Genomic DNA, 21,654 nt, shown 5'->3' on the forward strand with positions numbered 1-21,654 from the left:
CTCACTATTGCTAGTGGAATAAGAACCTGTTCTACTCGACTTTGTGACCATGAGGAAGAGTTCACTGGAACTAGAGCCAGATTCGGCGGGCCAGGAGCGGCCGCTGAACGCGCCGCTGCGTATGGCGTTCGACTACACGCGCTCGGTCGGACCGACCATCGGCGCCTTCGTGAACGGGCTGCGTGCGCATCGCGTCGTCGGCGTTCGCGGGTCGGACGGCCGGGTGCACGTGCCCCCCGCCGAGTACGACCCGGTGACCGCCGAGCCGCTCACCGACTTCGTCGAGGTGTCGCCTGTCGGCACCGTCCAGTCGTGGACGTGGATGGCCGAGCCCATCGAGGGCCAGCCCCTCGACCGCCCGTTCGCGTGGGCGCTGATCAAGCTGGACGGCGCCGACACCTCCCTCCTGCACGCCGTCGACGTCTCCTCTCCCGACGAGATGAGCACCGGCATGCGCGTGCACATCCGCTGGGCCGACGAGACCGTCGGACACATCAAGGACATCGCCTCCTTCGCGCCGGGCGAGGGCGACGGAAGCGCCACCGCCGCAGCACCTTCCGACGCCGAACCGGTCACCATCATGACCACCCCGGTCGACATGATGTACACCCACACCGCCTCCGCCGAGGAGAGCTACTACCTCCGCGGACTGGTCGAGGGCAAGATCCTCGGCGGGCGGACCGACGCCAACGGCAAGGTCTACGTGCCCCCGCGCGGCGCCAACCCCACCGACGGCATCCCGACCAAGGAACAGGTCGTACTCTCCGACCGCGGCACGGTCACCACGTTCTGCATCGTCAACGTGCCGTTCCTCGGTCAGCGCATCAAGCCGCCGTACGTCGCGGCGTACATCCTGCTCGACGGCGCCGACATCGCGATCCAGCACCTGATCCTCGACATCGATGCCGCGGATGTGCGCATGGGCCTGCGCGTCGAGGCCGTCTGGCGTCCACGCGAGGAGCGCGGCTACACGCTCGAGTCGATCTCCCATTTCCGTCCTACCGGCGAGCCCGACGCCGAGTACGACACCTACAAGCAGCACCTGTAGAGAGGCCACCCCCGTGACAGAGATTGCAGTGGTCGGCTTCGCGCAGGCCCCCCATCTTCGAGAGACCACAGGCACCACCAACGGTGTCGAGATGCTGGTCCCCATCTTCCAAGAGCTCTACTCCACCCTCGGAATCACCAAGTCCGACATCGGTTTCTGGTGCTCGGGTTCGTCCGACTACCTCGCCGGACGCGCCTTCTCGTTCATCTCCGCGGTCGACTCGATCGGCGCCGTGCCGCCGATCAACGAGTCGCACGTCGAGATGGACGCGGCCTGGGCCCTGTACGAGGCGTGGATCAAGATCATGACCGGCGAGGTCGACACGGCCCTGGTCTATGGCTTCGGCAAGTCCTCCGCAGGCAACCTTCGCCAGGTCCTCGCCATGCAGCTCGACCCGTACCTGGTCGCCCCGCTGTGGCCGGACTCGGTCTCGGTCGCGGGACTGCAGGCCCGCGCAGGCCTCGATGCGGGCAAGTGGACGCCCGAGCAGATGGCGGAGGTCGTGGTGCGCAGCCGCAGGGCGGCCAAGGACAACCCGCTCAGCCAGCTCTCCGGCGACTACGACATCGAATCGCTGCTCGCGCAGCCGTTCATCGCCGACCCGCTCCGCGCGCACGACTGCGCGCCGATCACGGACGGCGCCTCGGCGATCGTGCTGGCCCGAGGCGATCGTGCCCGCGAGATGTGCGAAAACCCAGCCTGGATCACCGGTTTCGAGCACATCATCGACTCCCCCGCCCTCGGCGGACGTGACCTCACCACCTCCCCGTCCACCGCGGCCGCGGCCCGCGCCGCCACCGGCGGCGACCTCGGCGGCATCGAGGTCGCCGAGCTGCACGGACCGTTCAGCCACCAGGAGCTCATCCTGGCCGAGGCGATCGGGCTCTCGGAGTCCGTCACCGTCAACCCGTCCGGCGGCCCGCTCTCGGGCAACCCGCTCTTCTCGGCGGGCCTCGAGCGGATCGGTCACGCCGCCCGCAAGATCCACACCGGCGAGGCCGGCCGCACCCTGGCACACGCCACCAGCGGTCCCGCGCTGCAGCAGAACCTGGTCGCGGTCATGGAAGGACGTAACTGATCATGGGTGGTAAGCACAAGGCCGCGGTCCTCGGCACCGGCCAGACCCACTACGTCGCCAAGCGGACCGACGTCACGATGTCCGGCCTGGTCCGCGAGGCCATCGACCGCGCCATGACCGACGCCGAGGTCAGCTGGGACGACATCGACGCGGTCGTCGTCGGCAAGGCCCCCGACATGTTCGAGGGCTCGATGATGCCGGAGCTGGCGATGGCGAACGCGCTCGGCGCCGTCGGCAAGCCGCTGCTGCGCGTGCACACCGCGGGCTCCGTCGGCGGTTCCACCGGTGTCGTGGCGGCCTCCCTGGTCAAGTCCGGCGTGCACAAGCGCGTGCTGGCGGTGTCCTGGGAGAAGCAGTCCGAGTCGAACGCCATGTGGGCGCTGTCGATCCCGGTGCCCTTCACGATGCCGGTCGGCGCGGGCGCGGGCGGCTACTTCGCCCCGCACGTGCGTTCGTACATCCGCCGTTCGGGCGCGCCCAGCCACATCGGCGCGATGGTCGCGGTCAAGGACCGGCTCAACGGCAGCATCAACCCGTACGCACACCTCAAGCAGCCCGACATCACACTGGAGTCGGTGCAGGCGTCGCAGATGCTGTGGGACCCCATCCGTTTCGACGAGACCTGCCCGTCCTCGGACGGCGCGTGCGCCATCGTGATCGGCGACGAGGACTCGGCGAAGTCGATGATCTCCCGGGGCCGCCAGGTGGCCTGGGTGCACGCCACCGCGATGCGCACCGAGCCCACCACATTCTCCGGGCGTGACCAGGTCAACCCGCAGGCCGGACGCGACGCCGCGGCCGCGCTGTGGAAGGACGCGGGGATCACCGATCCGTTCAAGGAGATCGACGCCGCCGAGATCTACGTCCCGTTCTCCTGGTTCGAGCCGATGTGGCTGGAGAACCTCGGGTTCGCGGCGGAGGGCACCGGCTGGAAGCTCACCGAGGCGGGCGAGACCGCCCGCGACGGGAACCTCCCGGTCAACGCCTCCGGCGGCGTGCTCTCGTCCAACCCGATCGGCGCCTCCGGCATGATCCGCTTCGCTGAGTCGGCGATGCAGGTGATGAACCGCGCCGGTGACCACCAGATCCAGGACGCCCGCAAGGCCTTCGGCCACGCCTACGGCGGCGGCTCACAGTACTTCTCGATGTGGGTCGTCGGTGCTGACAAGCCCGAGTAGCCCGACGAATCCGACGAGCTCGAGTAGGAGATCAGCATGAAGTTCACCGTAGGCATCGCGATGAGTCCGCTCGACCAACTCATCCCGCTCGCGCAGACCGCCGAGGAATGCGGGTTCGCCAATATCGCCCTGCCGGACTCGCTCTTCTACATGGAGACGGCGGCGGCGGACTACCCATACACCCCCGACGGCTCCCGGATGTGGAACGCCGAGACGCCGTGGGTGGATCCACTGATCGCGGCCGCGGCTCTCGGCGCGGCCACCTCCACCATCGGCTTCTACACGAACGTGCTCAAGCTGGGGTCCCGGAACCCGCTGCTGCTCGCGCGGCAGGTCGGGTCCGTGGCGAACCTAACCGGGAACCGTTTCGGTTTCGGCGTCGGGATCGGTTGGGCTCCTGAGGAGTTCGAGTGGTGCGGCGTGCCGTTCAAGAAGCGCGGCGCCCGCGTCGACGAGATGATCGAGATCATCAAGCTGACCCTCGCGGGCGGCATGGTCGAGTTCCACGGGGAGTTCTACGACTTCGATCGGCTGCAGATCAGCCCCGCGCCGAGCAAGCCGGTGCCGTTCTACGTCGGCGGTCACACCGACGTGGCGCTGCGCCGGGCGGCCCGGGTGGGCGACGGCTGGACCTCGGCGATGATGAAGTTCAAGGACCTGGTCGAGACCAAGCGCAAGCTCGATGATCTGCGGGCCGAATACGGCCGCGCGGATGAGCCTTTCGAGCTGCAGGCCGTGTGCATCGACCGCTTCGGCAAGGACGGCTACGCCGAACTCGCGGGCGCAGGCATCACCGATTCCATCGTGGTGCCGTGGATCTTCGACGGCATTCCGTTCGACGGCCCGCTCGAGGCCAAGCAGGACTCGCTGCGCAAGTTCGCGGCCGACCACATCGCGGGAGGAGCGTCATGACCGAGACCGCAACGGAGCACCCCGTCCGGATCGCGTCGCGCGCGTCCCAGTCCGCCGCGAGCGGCAAGCGCAAAGACGAGTGGCTGGCGCTGTTCGCGGAGGACGGTTGGGTCGAGGACCCGGTCGGTCCTTCGGGTTTCGATCCCGAGGGCAAGGGTCACCACGGCCGGGAGGCGATCGCCCGCTTCTACGACATGACCATCGCGAACACCGAGTCTCTCGTCTTCGACATCAGGGACACCCTGCAGTGCGGTGACGAGATGGTCTACATCGGCAGCATCCGATCCGTCGTGGCGGGCAACCAGATCGATGCCGAGGGAGTGTTCATCTACCGGGTGAACGACGAGGGCAAGCTGCAGTCGATTCGGGCCTTCTGGGAGGTCGACCGGGCGATGAAGACGCTCGTCAAGCTGTAGTACGCACGAACGCCGGAAGGACCGCGCCTCGTAAATCGAGGTGCGGTCCTTTGCGTTTCACGGCAGGGTGGGTCCGACCGCAGGCGATCGGAAGGATGACATTCAGTGCAGAGTCACTCGGAGGATCTCCGGATCTGTTTCATCGGCGACTCCTTTGTCGCGGGCGTCGGCGACGAGACCGCGCTCGGCTGGACCGGCCGGCTGCTGGCCCGCAGCGCACAGGCGGGGCGACCAGCCACCGGATACAACCTCGGGATCCGACGCAACACCTCCACCGACATCCGGGCGCGGCTGCGCGACGAGATCGAGCGCCGCAGGCCCGCGGACACGGAGCTGCGGCTGGTGTTCTCCTTCGGGGTCAACGACGCGACCGCCACGGACGACGGGCCTCGGGTCCCGGCCGCGACCTCTCGGGAGAACCTGATCGACTGCCTCGACGCCGCCGCGGGCGCACCTGTCCTCTTCGTCGGCCCGCCGCCCGTGCACGACGAGGAGCACAACCATCGGATCCTCTTGCTCAACAATAATTTTCGCGACATCTGTGATGCGCGGTGCTGCACGTTCGTCGACGTCTTCACTGCGCTGGAGAAGCACGACGTCTGGCGCAGGCAGGTCCGCGACGGCGACGGCGCCCACCCGCGTTCCGACGGCTACACGGCCCTGTTCGAACTGGTGGCGCCCGCCTGGGACGAATGGCTGCGCCGCTGAGGTCACCGGGAACGAAAACGGCAGCGCCGGCGCGGGGTGACCGCGCCGGCGCTGCCGGATGGTGCTGGTGGATCGACTGCCCTAGTGGGCGACCGGGCAACCGCCGGTCTTGTAGTCGACCTGGTACTCCTTGATGCCGTTGAGCCAGCCGGACCGCAGGCGGCGGGTCGCGCCGACCTCGGTGATGTCCGGGAGGAAGTCGGCGATCGCGTTGAAGATCAGGTCGATCTCCATGCGGGCCAGGTTGGCGCCGAGGCAGTAGTGGGCGCCGGTTCCGCCGAAGGACAGGTGCGGGTTCGGGTCGCGGAGGATGTCGAACTTCTCCGGGTTCTCGAACACCTCCTCGTCGAAGTTCGCCGACACGTAGTTCATCACGACGCGCTGGCCCTTCTTGATCGCCACGCCGCCGATCTCGGTGTCCTCGAGGGCGGTGCGCTGGAAGGCGGCGACCGGGGTGGCCCAGCGGATGATCTCGTCGGCCGTGGTCTTCGGACGCTCCTTCTTGTACAGCTCCCACTGCTCGGGGTTGTCCATGAAGGCCTTCATGCCGTGCGTGGTGGCGTTGCGGGTGGTCTCGTTGCCTGCCACCGCGAGCACGATCACGAAGAAGCCGAACTCCTCCGGGCTGAGCTCGTCGCCGTCGACGTCCGCCTCGATGAGCGTGGTGACGAGGTCGTCGCCCGGGTTCGCCTTGCGCGCCTCGGCGAGCTGGTACGCGTACCCGAGGATCTCCATCGACGCGGCAGCCGGATCGATGTCGGCGAACTCGGGATCGTCGTACGAGGTCATCTGGTTGGACCACTCGAAGACCTTGCCGCGGTCCTCCTGCGGCACGCCGATGAGCTCGGCGATGGCCTGCAGGGGCAGCTCCGCCGCGACCTGGGTGACGAAGTCGCCGCTACCCTCCGCAGCGGCGGCCTTGACGATGGACTCGGCGCGGTCGCGCAGCTCTTCCTTGATCCCGTTGATCGCGCGGGGGGTGAAGCCGCGGGAGACCAGCTTGCGCAGCTTGGTGTGCTCCGGCGCGTCCTTGTTCAGGAGCACGAAGCGCTGCAGTTCGATCTGCTCGCGCTTCATGTCGTCGGCGAACCGCGGGATGGCGGTGTTCTCCCAGGTGGAGAACACGTCGCGCATCGACACGTCGCGGATGTCCTCGTGACGGGTGACCAACCAGTAGCCACCGTCGTTGAATCCGCCGACACCGTCGGGCTGCTCGACCCAGTACACCGGCTCGGCCTTGCGGACCTCGGCGAGTTCTTCCACCGGCAGCCGGTGCGCGTAGATATCGGGGTCCGTAAAGTCGAATCCCGCGGGAATGTTGGGCTGTGCCACTGTTGTCTCCTGCCATCGCGATCGGCGCCGCGCGTGATGTGGAACACGTTCTACAAAGATTGAAGCATAGAGCTTCGATCAGGGAAAGACTAGGCAAAGAACTGGGCCCATTCTCCTTGCTCAAAGGGGAGAACCTGTTCTACTTTTTGTAGACACGTGGAAAGGAGCCCGCCGTGGGCACACCAGTAATCGTCGAGGCAGTCCGTACCCCGATCGGCAAGCGAGGGGGTTGGCTGTCCGGCCTGCACGCGGCGGAGACCCTGGGCTCGGTTCAGGTCGGACTGCTCGAGCGGGCGGGCATCGACCCCCTCCTCGTCGAGCAGGCCATCGGCGGCTGCGTCACCCAGGCCGGTGCACAGTCCAACAACGTCACCCGGGTCGCCTGGCTGGCCGCGGGTCTGCCGTGGCAGACCGGCGCCACCACCATCGACTGCCAGTGCGGCTCCGCGCAGCAGGCCAACCACCTGATCGCCGGGCTGATCGCCACCGGCGCCATCGACATCGGCGTCGCCTGCGGCGTCGAGCAGATGAGCCAGGTCCCGCTCGGCGCCAACGTCGGCACCGAGGCAGGCCCGCGCCGGCCGGCGTCCTGGGACATCGACATGCCCAACCAGTTCGAGGCCGCCGAGCGGATCGCCAAGCGTCGCGGCATCACCCGCGCGGACATCGAGGCGCTCGGCGTCCGCTCGCAGGCCCTGGCCAAGCAGGCCTGGGCCGAGGGACGCTTCGACCGCGAGGTGCTGCCCGTGACCGCCCCCGTCATCGGCGAGGACAAGCTGCCGACCGCCGAGACCACGCTGGTTTCCCGGGACCAGGGCCTGCGCGACACCACGCTCGAGTCGCTCGCCAAGCTCAAGCCGGTCATCGAGGGCGGCATCCACACCGCGGGCACCGCCTCGCAGATCTCCGACGGCGCCGCCGCAGTGCTGCTGATGGACTCCGACCGCGCCCTCGCCCTCGGCCTCAAGCCCCGCGCCCGGATCGTCTCCCAGGTGCTCGTCGGCGCCGAGCCCGAATTCCACCTCGACGGCCCCGTCCAGGCCACCGCCAAGGTCCTCGAGAAGGCAGGCATGAAGATCGGCGACCTCGACCTGTTCGAGGTCAACGAGGCCTTCGCGTCCGTCGCGCTGTCCTGGGCTCGGGTGCACGGCCCCGACATGGACAAGGTCAACGTCAACGGCGGCGCCCTCGCCCTCGGCCACCCCGTCGGCAGCACCGGATCCCGCCTCATCACCACCGCACTGCACGAACTCGAGCGGACGGACAAGTCCACCGCACTGATCACCATGTGCGCCGGCGGCGCGCTCGCCACCGGCACCATCATCGAGCGGATCTGATCCGGCCATGAAGCGCCCACCGATGCTCGATACGCAGTTCACCCGAATCATCATCAAATGGATGTCGAAGACGAACGTGATCGCGTACCGGGCCACCGGTGGGCGTGTCGGCGGTAAGTGGCGGGTCGGCAGCGCCGCGAAGAGCGGCCTGCCGATCTGCCTGCTCACCACCACCGGCCGCAAGAGCGGCGAGCCCAGGGTGAGCCCACTGCTGTTCCTCGAGGACGGCGACCGGGTCGTGCTCGTCGCCTCGCAGGGCGGCCAGCCCAAGAACCCGCTGTGGTACCTGAACCTGAAGGCCAATCCCAATGTGAAGGTCCAGATCCGTTCCGACGTGCGCCATCTGGTCGCGAAGGTCGCGGACGATGCCGAGCACGCGGAGCTGTGGCCCAAGCTCGTGGCGATGTACCCCGAGTTCGACGATTACCAGTCCTGGGTCGAACGCAAGATCCCGGTCGTGGTCTGTTCGTAGCAATTGCGGGCCCGTTGACAGACAATCTGGGGGGAGCCCGCAGGATTGCCGATCCGGCAGGTGCGTGCTCCGCGCTGTTGCACCTCAACGGATAGGGAGATTTCGTCATGACGGCTGGCCCCCAAGATCAGATCCTGGACCGACGCGAACTCGCCTCGGCGCTCCTGCGGGCGCTCGAGATGCGGCACGAGGTCCTCGATGCCATCGTCGACAGTGACGACCACGCCGCCGCCGTACGCAGCGTGAGCGCGCTCCTCGAGACGACCGAGGACAACGCGAATGCGGTGCTGGGTCTTCAGCTCGGGCGCCTGACCCGGCTCGAGCGCGACCACCTCCGCGACGAGGTCACCAACCTGGACGCGACGCTGAAGTGGCTGCCGGAACAGCGCCCCTTCAGCACCGGCACGAACGTGCGGCTGCGCCCGTTCACCTACAACGACGAGGACGCGGAGCTCTACCGGCGGCGCTCGGCCGAGCAGCTCGATGCCGACGGCACGCCGTGGCAGGAGGATCGCATCGAGGAGGAGCGCCGGGCAGGCCTGAACCGGGTCGACGAGGAGACCGCGGCATGGTTCGTCGCGGAGAACACCAGCGGCGACCGGCCGGAGTGCGTCGGGCTGGTGTTCGGCGAACTACACGAAGGCGAGGTGGACCTCGCGGTGTGGGTGGCGCCCGAGGCGCGCAAGCAGGGCTACGGCACCGCCGTGATCAAGCTGTCGCGGCCGGAACTCGCCGCCTACTTCCCCGGCACGACGGTCATCGTCCGCTCCCCCGTCTAGGCGCTTCGCGCCTGTGCGCGGTTGACGAGTCCACACACTCGTCAACCGCGCACGGGCGGCGGAGCCGCTTTACGCCCCGTAGACCGGGGTGGGGGTCTCCGCCTTCTCGAGCAGGTCGGCCACGACGGGGCCGATCTCCTTCGGGTCCCAGCGATCGCCCTTGTCCTGCACGGGGCCGTGCCGCCAGCCCTCGGCGACGGTGATCTTGCCGCCCTCGACCTCGAACACCCGGCCGGTGACGTCCTTCGACTCGGCGCTGCCCAGCCAGACCACCAGCGGGGAGATGTTTTCCGGCGCCATCGCGTCGAAGCCCTCCTCGGGAGCGGCCATCGCCTCGGCCATCGCGCCGCCCGCGCCCACCGTCATCCGGGTGCGCGCCGCCGGCGCGATCGCGTTGACGGAGACGCCGTAGTTCTTCAGCTCGGCGGCGGCCTGGATGGTCATCTCCGCGATGCCCGCCTTGGCGGCCGCGTAATTGCCCTGACCGATGCTGCCCTGCAGGCCGGCACCCGAGCTGGTGTTGATGATCCGCGCGTCCACCGGACGTCCGGCCTTGGACTCGGCGCGCCAGTACGCGGCCGCGTGCCGCAGCGGGGCGAAGTGGCCCTTGAGGTGCACCCGGATGACCGAGTCCCACTCCTGCTCGCTCATGCCGACCAGCATCCGGTCGCGCAGGAAGCCCGCATTGTTGACCAGCACGTCGAGGCCACCGAAGTTGTCGATGGCGGTCTTGATCAGGTTCTGCGCGCCGTCCCAGTCCGCGACGTCGTCGCCGTTCACCACGGCCTGTCCGCCCGCGGCGATGATCTCCGCGACGACCTGCTCGCCGGGGCTCTCACCGGTCGCGGTGCCGTCGCCGCCGACGCCGATGTCGTTCACGACGACCTTCGCGCCCTCGGCCGCGAACGCCAGTGCGTGCGCCCGTCCGATACCGCGCCCCGCGCCCGTCACGATGACGACGCGACCCTCTACCAATCCACTCACTTCTGCTCCTCCATCACTGGCTTGTTGGATGTCTCTGCGTCCGACGCCGCCAGGAACGCGGGGCGCTCGCCGCCGCCGTGCACCGTCAGTGTCGAACCGCTGACGTAGGACGCCAGCGGCGATGCCAGGAAGGTCGCACAGTTCCCGATGTCCTCGGGCCGCGCCATCCGACCCAGCGGGACGGTCTTGCTCACCGCGGCGAGGCCGTCGGCCCCGCCGTAGTGCAGGTGGCTCTGCTCGGTCTCGACCAGGCCGACCACGATCGAGTTCACCCGGACCTTCGGCGCCCACTCCACCGCGAGGCTGGCCGCGAGGCTGTCGATGCCGGCCTTGGCGGCGCCGTAGGCGGCGGTGCCCGGCGACGGACGGCTGCCGCTGACGCTGCTGATCATCACGATCGAGCCGCCGGTGTCCTGCTTCTGCATGACGGCGTTCGCGATCTGCGAGATCAGGAGCGGGGCGAGCAGGTTGAGCTCGACGATCTTCGAGTGGAAGCGGGGGCTGGCGTCCGCGGCCAGGGCGTACGGCGCCCCGCCCGCGTTGTTGACGACGGCGTCGAGGCGGCCGTGGGTGGCGACGATCGAGTCGATCATCGACTGCACCTGCTCGGCGTCGCGAAGGTCGCAGGAGATGAACTCCACGCCGCGACCATCCACCTCGATCGGCTCGTCGGCCGGCCGTCGCGCGCAGGTCACCACCGTGGCGCCCGCGCGCAGAAACGCGCGGCTGATGCCCGCGCCCACGCCGCGCACTCCGCCGGTGACCAGCACCACGCTGCCGTCAAGACCTAGATCCACCAGTACCTCCACTGTCAGGGATTCTCTGCGGGTCGGGGGTCATCCGCCGAAAAGCGAACTCCAGCCCGACCCGCAGGTGTGCTAACTTACCAAGCAATCGCTTGGTTTGGCGACCTACCTAAGGAATCACGATGGGAATCACTTCCAAATCCGATGGGGCCGGCATCACCACGGTCACCGTCGACTACCCGCCGGTGAACGCCATCCCGTCTAAGGGATGGTTCGAACTGGCCGACGCCGTCCTCGCGGCGGGCAAGGATCCGAGCACCCACGTGGTGATCCTGCGAGCCGAGGGTCGCGGCTTCAACGCCGGCGTCGACATCAAGGAGATGCAGGCCACCGAGGGTCACGGCGCACTGATCGACGCCAACCGCGGCTGCGCGGCGGCGTTCTCCGCGGTCTACGACTGCGAGGTTCCCGTCGTGGTCGCCGTCAACGGCTTCTGCGTCGGTGGCGGCGTCGGCCTGGTCGGCAACGCCGACGTCATCGTCGCGTCCGACGACGCCGTCTTCGGCCTGCCCGAGGTCGACCGCGGCGCACTCGGCGCGGCCACGCACCTCGCCCGCCTGGTCCCCCAGCACATGATGCGCACGCTGTACTACACGGCCAAGAACGTCGACGCCCAGACGCTCAAGCACTTCGGCTCCGTGTACGACGTCGTCCCGCGCGCCGAGCTCGACGCGTGTGCACTCAAGATCGCAGGCGAGATCGCCGCCAAGGACACCCGGGTCATCCGGCGCGCCAAGGAAGCGATCAACCGCATCGACGTGATGGACGTGCACACCAGCTACCGGATCGAGCAGGGTTTCACGTTCGAGCTGAACCTCGCCGGCGTCGCCGACGAGCACCGCGACGAGTTCGTCGCCACCGGCAAGCCGCGCGCGAACAAGTAGGGAGTTGAAAGACAATGCGTGACAAGAGGATGTCGCTCGACGAGGTCGTCGGCGAACTGCGCAGTGGCATGACGATCGGCCTCGGCGGCTGGGGCTCGCGCCGCAAGCCGATGGCGTTCGTGCGCGCGATTCTGCGCTCGGACATCAAGGACCTGACCGTCGTCACCTACGGCGGACCGGACCTGGGCCTGCTGTGCTCGGCGGGCAAGGTCAAGAAGGCCTACTACGGCTTCGTGTCCCTGGACTCCGCGCCGTTCTACGACCCCTGGTTCGCCAAGGCCCGCACCACCGGCGCCATCGAGGTCCGCGAGATGGACGAGGGCATGGTCAAGTGTGGCCTCGAGGCCGCCGCGGCCCGCCTGCCGTTCCTGCCGATCCGCGCGGGCCTCGGCTCGGACGTCCTGAACTTCTGGGGCGACGAGCTCAAGACCGTCACTTCGCCGTACGCCGACGAGTCCGGCAAGGCCGAGACGCTCATCGCGATGCCCGCGCTGAACCTGGACGCGTCGTTCGTGCACCTGAACCTGGGCGACAAGCACGGCAACGCCGCCTACAACGGCGTCGACCCGTACTTCGACGACCTGTACTGCATGGCCGCCGAGAAGCGCTACGTCTCCGTCGAGCGCATCGTCGAGACCGAGGAGCTGGTGAAGGCCGTTCCGCTGCAGCAGCTGATCCTCAACCGCATGATGGTCGACGGCGTCGTGGAGGCCCCGAACGGCGCCCACTTCACCCTCGCAGGCGAGAGCTACGGCCGCGACGAGAAGTTCCAGCGTCACTACGCGGAGGCCGCCAAGACCCCCGAGTCGTGGCAGGTCTTCGTTGACACCTACCTGTCCGGCAGCGAGGACGACTACCAGGCCGCCGTCAAGAAGTTCGCAGAGGAGCAGGCATGACCTCCACCGAGACCATCACCCGCGCGGAGTACTGCGCGATCGCGTGCGCCGAGATCTTCTCGGGCGCGGGCGAGATCATGGCCAGCCCGATGTCCACGCTGGCGACCATCGGCGCGCGGCTGGCGCGGCTCACCACCGAGCCCGACCTGCTCATCACCGACGGTGAGGCGCTGATCTTCGCCGACACCCCCGCGGTCGGCGCCAAGGCCCCGATCGAGGGCTGGATGCCGTTCCGCAAGGTGTTCGACGTCGTCGCCTCCGGCCGCCGCCACGTGGTCATGGGCGCCAACCAGATCGACCGGTACGGCAACCAGAACCTGTCCGCGTTCGGTCCGCTGCAGCAGCCGACCCGCCAGATGTTCGGCGTCCGCGGCGCCCCCGGCAACACCATCAACCACGCCACCAGCTACTTCGTCCCGAAGCACTCCTCGCGGGTGTTCGTGGACAAGGTGGACGTGGTCTCGGGTGTCGGCTACGACAAGGTCGATCCCTCGAACCCGGCGTTCAAGTACCTGCACTTGCACCGCGTGGTCAGCAACCTGGGCGTCTTCGACTTCGGCGGACCGGACCACACCCTGCGCGCGCTCAGCCTGCACCCGGGCGTCACCGCGGCCGAGGTCGCCGAGAACACCTCCTTCGAGGTCGCCGGGCTGGCCGAGGCGGGCGTCACCCGCGAGCCCACCGCCGAGGAGCTGCGCCTGATCCGCGAGGTCATCGACCCGCGCGGTCTGCGTGAGCGCGAGGTCCAGGCATGACCGCCGTCCTGCGCACGGCGCTGACCGAACTGGTCGGCATCGAGCACCCGATCGTGCAGACCGGCATGGGCTGGGTCTCCGGCCCGCGCCTGACCGCGGGCACGTCCAACGCGGGCGGCCTGGGCATCCTCGCCTCGGCGACGATGACCTACGACGAGCTCGAGGCAGCGGTCCTGCGGACCAAGGAGCTGACCGACAAGCCGTTCGGCGTCAACATCCGCGCCGACGCGACGGACGCTCAGCAGCGCATCGACCTGCTGATCCGCGAGAAGGTCAAGGTCGCCTCGTTCGCGCTGGCACCCAAGAAGGACCTGATCAGCAAGCTCAAGGACAACGGCGTCGTCGTGGTCCCGTCCATCGGCGCCGCCAAGCACGCCGTCAAGGTCGCCTCCTGGGGCGCCGACGCGGTGATCGTGCAGGGCGGCGAGGGCGGCGGCCACACCGGCCCGGTCGCCACGACGCTGCTGCTGCCGTCGGTGCTCGACGCGGTCGACATCCCGGTGATCGCGGCCGGCGGCTTCTTCGACGGCCGCGGCCTGGCAGCTGCGCTGTCCTACGGCGCCGCGGGCGTCGCGATGGGCACCCGCTTCCTGCTCACCAGCGACAGCGCAGTGCCGGACTCGGTCAAGCAGGAGTACCTCAAGCGCGGCCTGCAGGACACCACCGTGTCCGTGAAGGTCGATGGCATGCCGCACCGGGTGCTCAACACCGACCTGGTCAACAGCCTCGAGAAGTCCAGCTACGCACGGGGTCTCATCGCCGCGGCCAGGAACGCTCCCAAGGTCAGGGCGATGACGGGCATGAAGTGGTCGACTCTCCTCAAGGAGGGCCTCGACATGAAGAAGTCCACGGACAAGACCTGGCTGCAGGTCATCATGTACGCCAACACCCCGATGCTGCTCAAGGCCGGCCTGGTCGACGGCAACACCGAGGCGGGCGTGCTCGCGTCAGGTCAGGTGGTCGGCATGGTCGACGACCTGCCGAGCTGTCAGGAACTGATCGACCGGATCATGGCGGACGCCGTGAAGCGGATCGACGCACTGGGCGCGCTGCGCGCCTGAGCTCGGGAGCGCACTCCCCACACTGAAGGGCACCATCGGCCGGTTCATCCGGCCGGCGGTGCCCTTCAGTCGTTTGCGGCGGCCGCGGCCATCCGGGCGCGGACCTCGGGCCTGCGCAGCGGCGGCACCGTGGCCGGTGGCTGCTTGCGGGAGGGCAGCACCCCGAGCAGCCGCATCGTGGTCGCCGTGACCTCGGCGACCGCCTGCTCGAAGGGCTCTCGGGTGGCGTCGGACAGCTTCTGCACCCCGCTCACCTTCCGCACGTACTGACGGGCGGCCGCCTCGATCTCCTCCGCGGTGGCGGCCGGCTCGAGGCCGCGGAGCTCGGTGATGTTTCGGCACATATCCCGACGATAACCCCGAGCCACCGCCCGCGTGCGATGAGTTCCGTGTCACCCCGTAACTATTTTGGCTCCGGGGGTAACCCGCTCCGGTATTGTCCGGCGATGTGAATGGATCCGGAGACCACCCAGTCGAAGCAGCCGGCCCGGGCCGGCCCCGAGATCCCCAGGTCGACCGGTCGGTCCTCGATGCGACCATTGCGCTGCTCGTCGAGTCGGGCTACCAGAAGACCACCATCCAGGCCATCGCCCGACGGGCCAAGGTCAGCGCGCCCGCGATCTACCGCCGCTGGGCCACCCGCGAGATGATCATCGAGGACGCGATCTTCGGCCTCGAGTCCATGGGCGACGTGCCGCTCCCCCCGAGCACCGACGACCTGCACGCCGACCTCCTGGCCTGGACGCGCAGTTTCCTCGAGCGCGCCGCGCACCCGGCCGCCCGCTCCGCGATACCAGGGCTGATGTCCACCTGGAATCACAACGAGGGCGTCTACGAGCGGCTCGTCCAGCGGGCCGAGGTGCCCGCCCGCAAGGCGCTGCTCGACCGGATCCAACTGGCCGAGCCTGACGCGGAGCCGGCCGCCGCCGCGTCCACCGCGGACACCGTCTTCGACCTGCTGGTGTCGGCCACCATGCTCCGCGGCGTCTCGCGCGGATTCGAGGACTCGGACGCGTGGTGCGAGCGGATCGCCGACGCACTGTTCGCGCTGATCGGCACCATCGACTGACGGACACCGTCCGTCCGGGTCCACCGACGAGTTCGGCCCCGTACTCCTCCGGCAGGAGGGTACGGGGCCGAATCTGCTTGCGCGGAGAGGTTTTAGCCCAGGCGCTCGATGATCGTCACGTTCGCGGTGCCGCCACCCTCGCAGATGGTCTGCAGGCCGTAGCGCCCACCGGTGCGCTCGAGCTCGTTGAGCATGGTCGCGAACAGCTTGGTGCCGGTCGCGCCGAGCGGGTGCCCGTTCGCGATCGCGCCGCCGTTGGCGTTGACCTTCGCCGGGTCCGCGCCGATCTCCTTGATCCAGGACAGCACGACGGGGGCGAAGGCCTCGTTGATCTCGATGACGTCGATGTCATCGATGGTCAGGCCTGCCTTCTCCAGCGCGTACTTGGTCGCGGGGATCGGCGCGCTGAGCATGAAGATCGGCGAGGCGCCGCGGGCGCTGATGTGGTGGATCCGGGCGCGGGGCTTGAGGCCGTGCGCCTTCACCGCGGCCTCGGAGGCGAGCAGCGTCGCGCTGGCGCCGTCGGAGATCTGGCTCGCCAGGGCCGCGGTCAGGCGTCCGCCGTCGGTCAGGGTCTTGAGCCCGGCCATCTTCTCCAGGCTGGTCTCGCGCGGGCCCTCGTCGATGCTGAACTCGCCGACCGGCACGATCTCCTTGTCGAAGCGGCCCTCGGCGATCGCCTTGCGCGCGCGCTCGTGGCTCTGCAGCGCCCAGCGCTCCATCTCCTCGCGGCTGATGTCCCACTTCTCGGCGATCAGCTCGGCGCCGTGGAACTGCGAGACCTCTTCGTCGCCGTAGCGGTGCTCCCAGCCCTTCGAGCCCTTGAACGGGGTCTCGAAACCGAACTGCTCGCCGACGACCATCGCGGAGGCGATCGGGATCATGCTCATGTTCTGCACGCCGCCGGCCACCATCAGGTCCGCGGTTCCGCTCAGGATCGCCTGCGCCGCAAAGTGAACGGCCTGCTGGCTGGATCCACACTGACGGTCGACGGTGACACCGGGGACATCCTCGGGGTAGCCGGCGGCCAGCCAGGCGGTGCGCGCGATGTTGCCGGCCTGCGGGCCGATCGCGTCGACACAGCCGAACACGACGTCGTCGATCTCGCTCGGGTCGACCTGGTTGCGCTCGAGGAGCTGCTTGATCACCCCGGCGCCGAGGTCCGCGGGGTGCACCGCGGAGAGGGCACCGCCCTTCTTGCCGACCGCGGTGCGGATGGCGTCAACAATGTATGCCTCAGGCATGGAAACTCCCTACGAATCGGACCGTGACTGTGGGCTGGAGAGCCCGTCGAGCACAATGGCGAGATACTGCTTGGCGACCGTTTCCGCGGTCATCGGGCCTCCCGGCCGGTACCAGCGCACCGGAACCCAGACGGTGTCGCGCATGAAGCGGTACACCAGCTCCACGTCGATGTCGGGGCGGAAGCTGCCGTCGGCGATGCCCGCCTCGAGGACCGAGACCCACAGGCCCCGGAACTCCTTGTTGCGCTCGGTGATGTACTCGAAGCGCTCGTTGCCGACCAGGTGCTTGGCCTCGTCCTGATAGATCGCGACCGCGGCGTGCGAACCGTCGATCGCCTCGAAGGACGCGATCACCATCGCCTCGAGGGTGGCGCGCGATCCGAGACCGGCCGCGACGATGTCGCGGTAGCGGCCGAACAGCTCGTCCAGGAAGCCCTTGAGGATCTCGTCGACCATGGACTCCTTGGAGTCGAAGTGGTGGTAGAGACTGCCGGACAGGATCCCGGCCGAGTCGGCGATGTCGCGCACCGTGGTGGCGCGCAGACCGCGCTCGGCGAACAGGGCGGCCGCCAGCGCGAGGAGTTCGGCGCGGCGGCCGGACTTGCTGGCAGACTCTTCGGCAGCTCTCGGCGGAGGGGTCACACTCGACAGAGTATCAACCAAGCGCTTGTTAGGGTATCGGGGTGCAGCAAAACACTTGCGCCGTGATCACCGGCGGATCGGGCGGCATCGGGATCGAGATCACCCGGCGGCTCGCCGCCCAGGGGCTCCCTGTCGCGTTCACCTACCGTTCCGGCGCCGAGCGCGCCGCCGCCCTGGTCGAGGAGATCACCGCTGCGGGCGGGCGGGCCCGTGCCGATGCCGTCGACCTGACCGACCGGGACCGGGTCGCACGGTGGGCGCGGGAGATCACGGCCGAGCTCGGCGATCCGTCGGTGCTGGTGCACGCGGCGGGCCCGCACATCCCGATGGTCCACCTGTCCAAGGTCTCCCCCGACACCTTCTCCGAGCATCTCGGAGCCGAGGCCACCGCGTTCTTCGCGCTCGTGCACGCCCTGTTGCCCGGGCTCCGCGCGGCGCGCGGCTCGGTGGTCGCGGTGACCACGGCGGCCACCGACCGCTTTCCCGTCCGCGACGGCCTCTCGTCCGGGACCAAGGGCGCCGTCGAGGCGCTGGTCCGGGCGTTCGCCGCCGAGGAGGGCCGCTACGGCGTCCGCTTCAACTCCGTTGGCCCCGGCATGCTCACCGACGGCATGGCCGAACGCCTGATGGGCAACGCCGACCTCGATGAGCGCGCGCAGGCCGTCGCGATGAGCCGGATCCCCCTGCAGCGCTTCGGCTCCGCGGTCGACATCGCCGAAGCCGTCTGCTTCCTCGCGAGCGACAAGGCCGGCTTCATCACCGGCCAGAAGCTGAACGTCGACGGCGGCTACACCGTCTAGGCGGCTCCGCCGCCCGTGCGCGGTTGACGAGTGTCAGGACTCGCTAACCGCGCACAGGCGGGACACGGGTTTTCGTCCCGCCTATGCCACCCCTCGCGGCGCAGGACCTGCTCGACCTCCCCGGCCACCAGGCACGGGGTCACGACCACCTCCTCGTAGCCGAACACCAGCCGTGGCCGATCGGCGAGTTCGGCGGCGTTGTCGCGGCGACGGTCCCGGAAGGCGACCTCGCGCGCGGAGTGCGACCGGCGGCCGTCGAGGCGCACGATCAGCGGGACACCGTGTTCGCTGTAGTCGCAGTCCTCCCAGAGCGTGCGGCCGTCGACCACCACCGGCTCCTGCCTGCGTGCCACGGGAAGTCCGTGGGCCTGTTCGACATCGACCGCGAAGCGGTACTCGAGCATCGACTGGACGCCTTCGGCCAGCAGCCGGACGGCCGCCTCGAGCGCTTTCCGGTAGCGACGCGGGGTCCGCTCGTTCATCCGGCGCCGGACGTCGTCCAACCGGACGCGAGCGTTGGTGACGGTGCCGATCAGGCTGACGTATGCCTCGCGCGCCGACGGCTGCGCGATGGCGTGGTCTAGCGCGGTGTCCGCGCGGGTCGTGCGCGGTGGCAGGAGGTCGCCGGCACCGATGTGCCGTTGCGCGCGCGACCGGTGCACCACCACCCCGGGATGCAGGACGCTCCCCCGCGCGGGCACCACGCGATCGTTGTGCACCGCGTGTCCGACCGCGGTCGCGGGTTGACCGATCGCGGAGACACCGTAGGGAACTGTGACGTGGACGGGACCGGCCTCGCTCACTGGGGCCATCCCCCACAGCTCCGCGGCCGTCCGGTGACTGAGCAGCGCCGTGGTCCCGCCGTAGAGAAGGGCGGCCTCGAGAATTGCCTCGCGAGTGAGCGCGCCCGAGGTGATCGCGTACACCCCGTGCAGCACCCGCTGCCAGCTCCCGGTCTCGAGGCGCTGTCGCGTTCGCGACGGCGGGAATCCGAGGGCGTGCAATTGCGCCGCGGTGACCAATCCGTACTGGCGGTCGACGAGGGCCTGGAGCGCTGCGGGCGAGAACGTTGCGGGCATGCCGACGACACTGGCGTCGGGTACCGACCGGATCGACGAGATCGGGCCGGGTTATCCACAGGCGCTACGCGCCTGTGCGTGGTTGACGAGTGTCAGCACTCGTCAACCACGCACAGGCGGCGGAGCCGCCTAGGCGCGCTGGCTGGAGATGGAGACGATCTCGCCGGTGAGGTAGGTCGTGTAGTCGCTGGCGAGCATCGCGATGGTCGCGGCGATCTCCCACACCTCGGCGGCGCGACCGAAGGCCTCACCCTCGGCCAGCTTGTCGAGCAGTTCCTCGCTGGTCACCTTCGCCAGGAACGCGTGGCGGGCGATGGACGGCGCGACGGCGTTGATGCGGACGCCGTACTCGGCGGCCTCGATCGCGCTGCAGCGGGTCAGCGCCATGACGCCTGCCTTGGCCGCCGCGTAGTGCGCCTGCGAGTGCTGCGCGCGCCAGCCGAGCACGGAGGCGTTGTTGACCAGGACGCCGTTGTGATCGACGGACTTGAAGTAGCGCAGCGCAGCGCGGGTGGCGCGGAAGGTGCTCGTCAACGTGATGTCGAGGACGCGATCCCACTGCTCGTCGGTCATGTCCACGACCGGCGTCTCGCCGCCGAGGCCCGCGTTGTTGACCAGGACGTCGATGCGGCCGAGCTTCTCGGCGGAGCCGGCGATCAGCGCGTCGACCTGCTCGGTGCTCGAGACGTCGCAGACGAACGACTCGACCTGCTGGCCACCGAACTCGGCCGACAGCTTCTCCACGGTCTCGCCGAGGCGACGCTCGTGGAAGTCCGAGACCAGCACGTCGGCGCCCTCGAGCAGCGCCCGGCGCGCGGTGGCGAAGCCGATACCGGTGCCCGCGGCCGCGGTCACGACGACCTTCTTGCCCTTGAGCAGGTTGTGGCCCTCGATCTCGGCGGGGGCGACTGCAAGGGGGGACTTGAGGGAAGTGGTCACGGTCGAGCCTCTCGGGGAAGTCCGAGCACCCGCTCGGCGATGATGTTTCGTTGGATTTCGTTCGAGCCGCCGTAGATGGTGTCGGCCCGGCTGAACAGGAACAGGCGCTGCTGGTCGCTCAGGTCGGCGTCGGCGCCGAACGGTCCGTTGCCCGCCAGAAGCGAGTCCGCACCGGCGACCTCCATCGCGAGCTCACCGAGACCGCGGTGCCAGTTGGCCCACAGCAGCTTGGCCACCGAGGCCTCGCCGCCCTGGGCGCTGGCGTCGACCGCGGACAGGGTGCGCATGGCGTGCGCACGCATCACCTGCAGGCCCATCCAGGCGCGGGTGAGCTTGTCCTTGATGACGGGGTCGGAGGCCGCGCCGTTGCGCTCGGCCAGCTCGACGATCTCCGACAGTTCCTTGGCGAAGCCGACCTGCTGGCCGAGCGTGGAGATGCCGCGCTCGAAGGTGAGGGTGCCCATCGCGACCGACCAGCCCTGGCCGACCTCGCCGACCACCAGGTCGGCGTCGGTGCGGGCGTCGTCGAAGAACACCTCGTTGAACTCGGAGGTGCCGGTGAGCTGCAGGATCGGCCGCACCTCGATGCCCGGCTGGTCCATCGGGACCAGCAGGTAGGACAGGCCCTTGTGGCGCTGCGAGCCGGGCTCGGTCCGCGCGACCACGAAGCACCACTGCGCGACGTGCGCGAGCGAGGTCCACACCTTCTGCCCGTTGATCCGCCACTGGTCGCCGTCGAGGCGCGCCGAGGTGGAGACCGCCGCGAGGTCGGAGCCCGCGCCGGGCTCGGAGTAGCCCTGGCACCACAGTTCGGAGACCGTGTTGATGCCGGGCAGGAAGCGCCGCTTCTGCTCCTCGGTGCCGAACGCGATCAGCGTCGGCCCGAGCAGCTCCTCACCGAGGTGGCTCACCCGCGCGGGTGCGCCCGAGCGGGCGTACTCCTCATGGAAGATCACCTGCTGGCTCAGCGTCGCGCCCTTGCCGCCGTACTCGGTCGGCCAGCCCAGGCAGGTCCACCCGGCGGCCGCCAGATGGCGGTCCCACGCGAGTCGCTCCTCGAAGGCCTCGTGCTCACGTCCGGGTCCGCCGAGCCCACGCAGACCGGCGAACTCACCGGTGAGATTGTCGGCCAACCACTCACGGACGGTCGCGGCGAACTGCTCGTCGTCTTTGGCTGTCCCCAGCCCCTGGCTTACATCCACCCCGGTAGGATAACCTACCAAGCACTTGCTTTG

At 69.0% G+C, this 21,654-nt stretch carries 24 protein-coding genes; 15 read left to right on the forward strand and 9 right to left on the reverse strand.

What is annotated here, in order from left to right; translation table 11 throughout:
- Positions 1-49 precede the first annotated feature (49 nt).
- The 6 genes from JOE46_RS14420 (at position 50) to JOE46_RS14445 (ending at position 5,340) form a co-directional block, all read left to right on the forward strand.
- On the forward strand, positions 50-1,048 hold the full coding sequence (locus JOE46_RS14420) for a Zn-ribbon domain-containing OB-fold protein (RefSeq protein WP_097211986.1): 999 nt from the start codon (positions 50-52) through the stop codon (positions 1,046-1,048).
- 13 nt (positions 1,049-1,061) lie between these two features.
- Positions 1,062-2,126 carry a thiolase domain-containing protein gene (locus JOE46_RS14425; RefSeq protein WP_097211829.1) on the forward strand — a complete coding sequence of 355 codons (1,065 nt, stop codon included), beginning with the start codon at positions 1,062-1,064 and terminating at the stop codon, positions 2,124-2,126.
- A gap of 2 nt (positions 2,127-2,128) precedes the next feature.
- On the forward strand, positions 2,129-3,304 hold the full coding sequence (locus JOE46_RS14430; RefSeq protein ID WP_097211828.1) for a thiolase domain-containing protein: 1,176 nt from the start codon (positions 2,129-2,131) through the stop codon (positions 3,302-3,304).
- Between the two features lie 36 nt (positions 3,305-3,340).
- Positions 3,341-4,216 (forward strand): TIGR03619 family F420-dependent LLM class oxidoreductase, encoded by an 876-nt coding sequence (locus JOE46_RS14435; protein ID WP_097211827.1) that lies wholly within the window; start codon positions 3,341-3,343, stop codon positions 4,214-4,216.
- Entirely contained in the window at positions 4,213-4,632 is a 420-nt protein-coding gene (locus tag JOE46_RS14440) for a nuclear transport factor 2 family protein (RefSeq protein WP_209927651.1), read from the forward strand. Before JOE46_RS14435 ends, JOE46_RS14440 begins: the two co-directional genes overlap by 4 nt.
- Before the next feature lie 105 nt (positions 4,633-4,737).
- Entirely contained in the window at positions 4,738-5,340 is a 603-nt protein-coding gene (locus tag JOE46_RS14445) for a GDSL-type esterase/lipase family protein (protein WP_097211825.1), read from the forward strand.
- 81 nt (positions 5,341-5,421) lie between these two features.
- On the opposite strand, the gene JOE46_RS14450 is transcribed toward JOE46_RS14445, so the two are convergent.
- Positions 5,422-6,672, reverse strand: a complete 1,251-nt coding sequence (locus JOE46_RS14450; RefSeq protein WP_077042902.1) for a cytochrome P450 — start codon at positions 6,670-6,672, stop codon at positions 5,422-5,424.
- Between the two features lie 173 nt (positions 6,673-6,845).
- On the opposite strand from JOE46_RS14450, the gene JOE46_RS14455 reads away from it, so the two are divergent.
- From JOE46_RS14455 to JOE46_RS14465, 3 genes are all read left to right on the forward strand, one after another.
- Entirely contained in the window at positions 6,846-8,009 is a 1,164-nt protein-coding gene (locus JOE46_RS14455) for a steroid 3-ketoacyl-CoA thiolase (protein WP_209927653.1), read from the forward strand.
- A 7-nt stretch (positions 8,010-8,016) separates the two neighbouring features.
- Positions 8,017-8,481 carry a nitroreductase family deazaflavin-dependent oxidoreductase gene (locus JOE46_RS14460; protein WP_245221052.1) on the forward strand — a complete coding sequence of 155 codons (465 nt, stop codon included), beginning with the start codon at positions 8,017-8,019 and terminating at the stop codon, positions 8,479-8,481.
- Between the two features lie 107 nt (positions 8,482-8,588).
- Positions 8,589-9,260, forward strand: coding sequence for a GNAT family N-acetyltransferase (locus tag JOE46_RS14465; protein WP_097214306.1), 672 nt, complete (start codon positions 8,589-8,591; stop codon positions 9,258-9,260).
- 69 nt (positions 9,261-9,329) lie between these two features.
- Here the strand turns inward: JOE46_RS14465 and JOE46_RS14470 are convergent, their stop codons facing one another.
- Together JOE46_RS14470 and JOE46_RS14475 are read right to left on the reverse strand one after the other, a co-directional pair.
- Positions 9,330-10,244: an SDR family oxidoreductase gene (locus tag JOE46_RS14470; protein ID WP_097214305.1), complete on the reverse strand. Its 915-nt coding sequence runs from the start codon at positions 10,242-10,244 to the stop codon at positions 9,330-9,332.
- On the reverse strand, positions 10,241-11,041 hold the full coding sequence (locus tag JOE46_RS14475) for an SDR family oxidoreductase (RefSeq protein ID WP_097214312.1): 801 nt from the start codon (positions 11,039-11,041) through the stop codon (positions 10,241-10,243). Before JOE46_RS14475 ends, JOE46_RS14470 begins: the two co-directional genes overlap by 4 nt.
- 131 nt (positions 11,042-11,172) lie before the next feature.
- Here JOE46_RS14475 and echA20 point away from each other — a divergent pair, with 131 nt between their 5' ends.
- The 4 genes from echA20 to JOE46_RS14495 are packed head-to-tail and all read left to right on the forward strand — an operon-like array spanning position 11,173 to position 14,646.
- Positions 11,173-11,934, forward strand: coding sequence for a (7aS)-7a-methyl-1,5-dioxo-2,3,5,6,7,7a-hexahydro-1H-indene-carboxyl-CoA hydrolase (gene echA20, locus JOE46_RS14480; protein ID WP_097214304.1), 762 nt, complete (start codon positions 11,173-11,175; stop codon positions 11,932-11,934).
- A gap of 14 nt (positions 11,935-11,948) precedes the next feature.
- Positions 11,949-12,830, forward strand: coding sequence for a cholesterol ring-cleaving hydrolase subunit IpdA (gene ipdA / locus JOE46_RS14485; protein WP_097214303.1), 882 nt, complete (start codon positions 11,949-11,951; stop codon positions 12,828-12,830).
- Entirely contained in the window at positions 12,827-13,585 is a 759-nt protein-coding gene (gene ipdB / locus JOE46_RS14490) for a cholesterol ring-cleaving hydrolase subunit IpdB (RefSeq protein ID WP_097214302.1), read from the forward strand. The genes ipdA and ipdB overlap by 4 nt, the downstream gene beginning before the upstream one ends.
- Positions 13,582-14,646 carry a nitronate monooxygenase family protein gene (locus JOE46_RS14495; protein WP_097214301.1) on the forward strand — a complete coding sequence of 355 codons (1,065 nt, stop codon included), beginning with the start codon at positions 13,582-13,584 and terminating at the stop codon, positions 14,644-14,646. The genes ipdB and JOE46_RS14495 overlap by 4 nt, the downstream gene beginning before the upstream one ends.
- Before the next feature lie 65 nt (positions 14,647-14,711).
- Here JOE46_RS14495 and JOE46_RS14500 read toward each other — a convergent pair whose 3' ends face one another.
- On the reverse strand, positions 14,712-14,990 hold the full coding sequence (locus JOE46_RS14500; protein ID WP_097214300.1) for a DUF2277 domain-containing protein: 279 nt from the start codon (positions 14,988-14,990) through the stop codon (positions 14,712-14,714).
- Between the two features lie 104 nt (positions 14,991-15,094).
- Here JOE46_RS14500 and JOE46_RS14505 point away from each other — a divergent pair, with 104 nt between their 5' ends.
- Positions 15,095-15,715, forward strand: a complete 621-nt coding sequence (locus JOE46_RS14505) for a TetR/AcrR family transcriptional regulator (protein WP_179800720.1) — start codon at positions 15,095-15,097, stop codon at positions 15,713-15,715.
- Between the two features lie 92 nt (positions 15,716-15,807).
- Here JOE46_RS14505 and JOE46_RS14510 read toward each other — a convergent pair whose 3' ends face one another.
- Both JOE46_RS14510 and JOE46_RS14515 read right to left on the reverse strand, forming a co-directional pair.
- Positions 15,808-16,959 carry an acetyl-CoA C-acetyltransferase gene (locus tag JOE46_RS14510; protein WP_097214298.1) on the reverse strand — a complete coding sequence of 384 codons (1,152 nt, stop codon included), beginning with the start codon at positions 16,957-16,959 and terminating at the stop codon, positions 15,808-15,810.
- Positions 16,960-16,968: 9 nt separating this feature from the next.
- A complete protein-coding gene (locus JOE46_RS14515; protein ID WP_077042913.1) occupies positions 16,969-17,601 on the reverse strand; it encodes a TetR/AcrR family transcriptional regulator in 633 nt (210 codons plus the stop codon).
- 41 nt (positions 17,602-17,642) lie between these two features.
- On the opposite strand from JOE46_RS14515, the gene JOE46_RS14520 reads away from it, so the two are divergent.
- The gene (locus JOE46_RS14520; protein WP_257017846.1) at positions 17,643-18,401 is read left to right on the forward strand and encodes an SDR family NAD(P)-dependent oxidoreductase; all 759 of its coding nucleotides are present in this window, start codon (positions 17,643-17,645) and stop codon (positions 18,399-18,401) included.
- Here JOE46_RS14520 and JOE46_RS14525 read toward each other — a convergent pair.
- The 3 genes from JOE46_RS14525 to JOE46_RS14535 form a co-directional block, all read right to left on the reverse strand.
- Complete coding sequence (locus JOE46_RS14525) at positions 18,398-19,480, reverse strand: type IV toxin-antitoxin system AbiEi family antitoxin domain-containing protein (RefSeq protein ID WP_209927654.1); 1,083 nt, start codon at positions 19,478-19,480, stop codon at positions 18,398-18,400. The two genes, JOE46_RS14520 and JOE46_RS14525, sit on opposite strands and share 4 nt — an antisense overlap.
- A 129-nt stretch (positions 19,481-19,609) precedes the next feature.
- Positions 19,610-20,419: an SDR family oxidoreductase gene (locus JOE46_RS14530; protein ID WP_136910783.1), complete on the reverse strand. Its 810-nt coding sequence runs from the start codon at positions 20,417-20,419 to the stop codon at positions 19,610-19,612.
- Entirely contained in the window at positions 20,416-21,621 is a 1,206-nt protein-coding gene (locus tag JOE46_RS14535; protein ID WP_097214294.1) for an acyl-CoA dehydrogenase family protein, read from the reverse strand. Before JOE46_RS14535 ends, JOE46_RS14530 begins: the two co-directional genes overlap by 4 nt.
- Between the last annotated feature and the right edge of the window lie 33 nt (positions 21,622-21,654).

This window comes from Rhodococcus sp. PvR099 (genome assembly GCF_017833315.1).
Classification (GTDB): domain Bacteria; phylum Actinomycetota; class Actinomycetes; order Mycobacteriales; family Mycobacteriaceae; genus Rhodococcus_G; species Rhodococcus_G oryzae.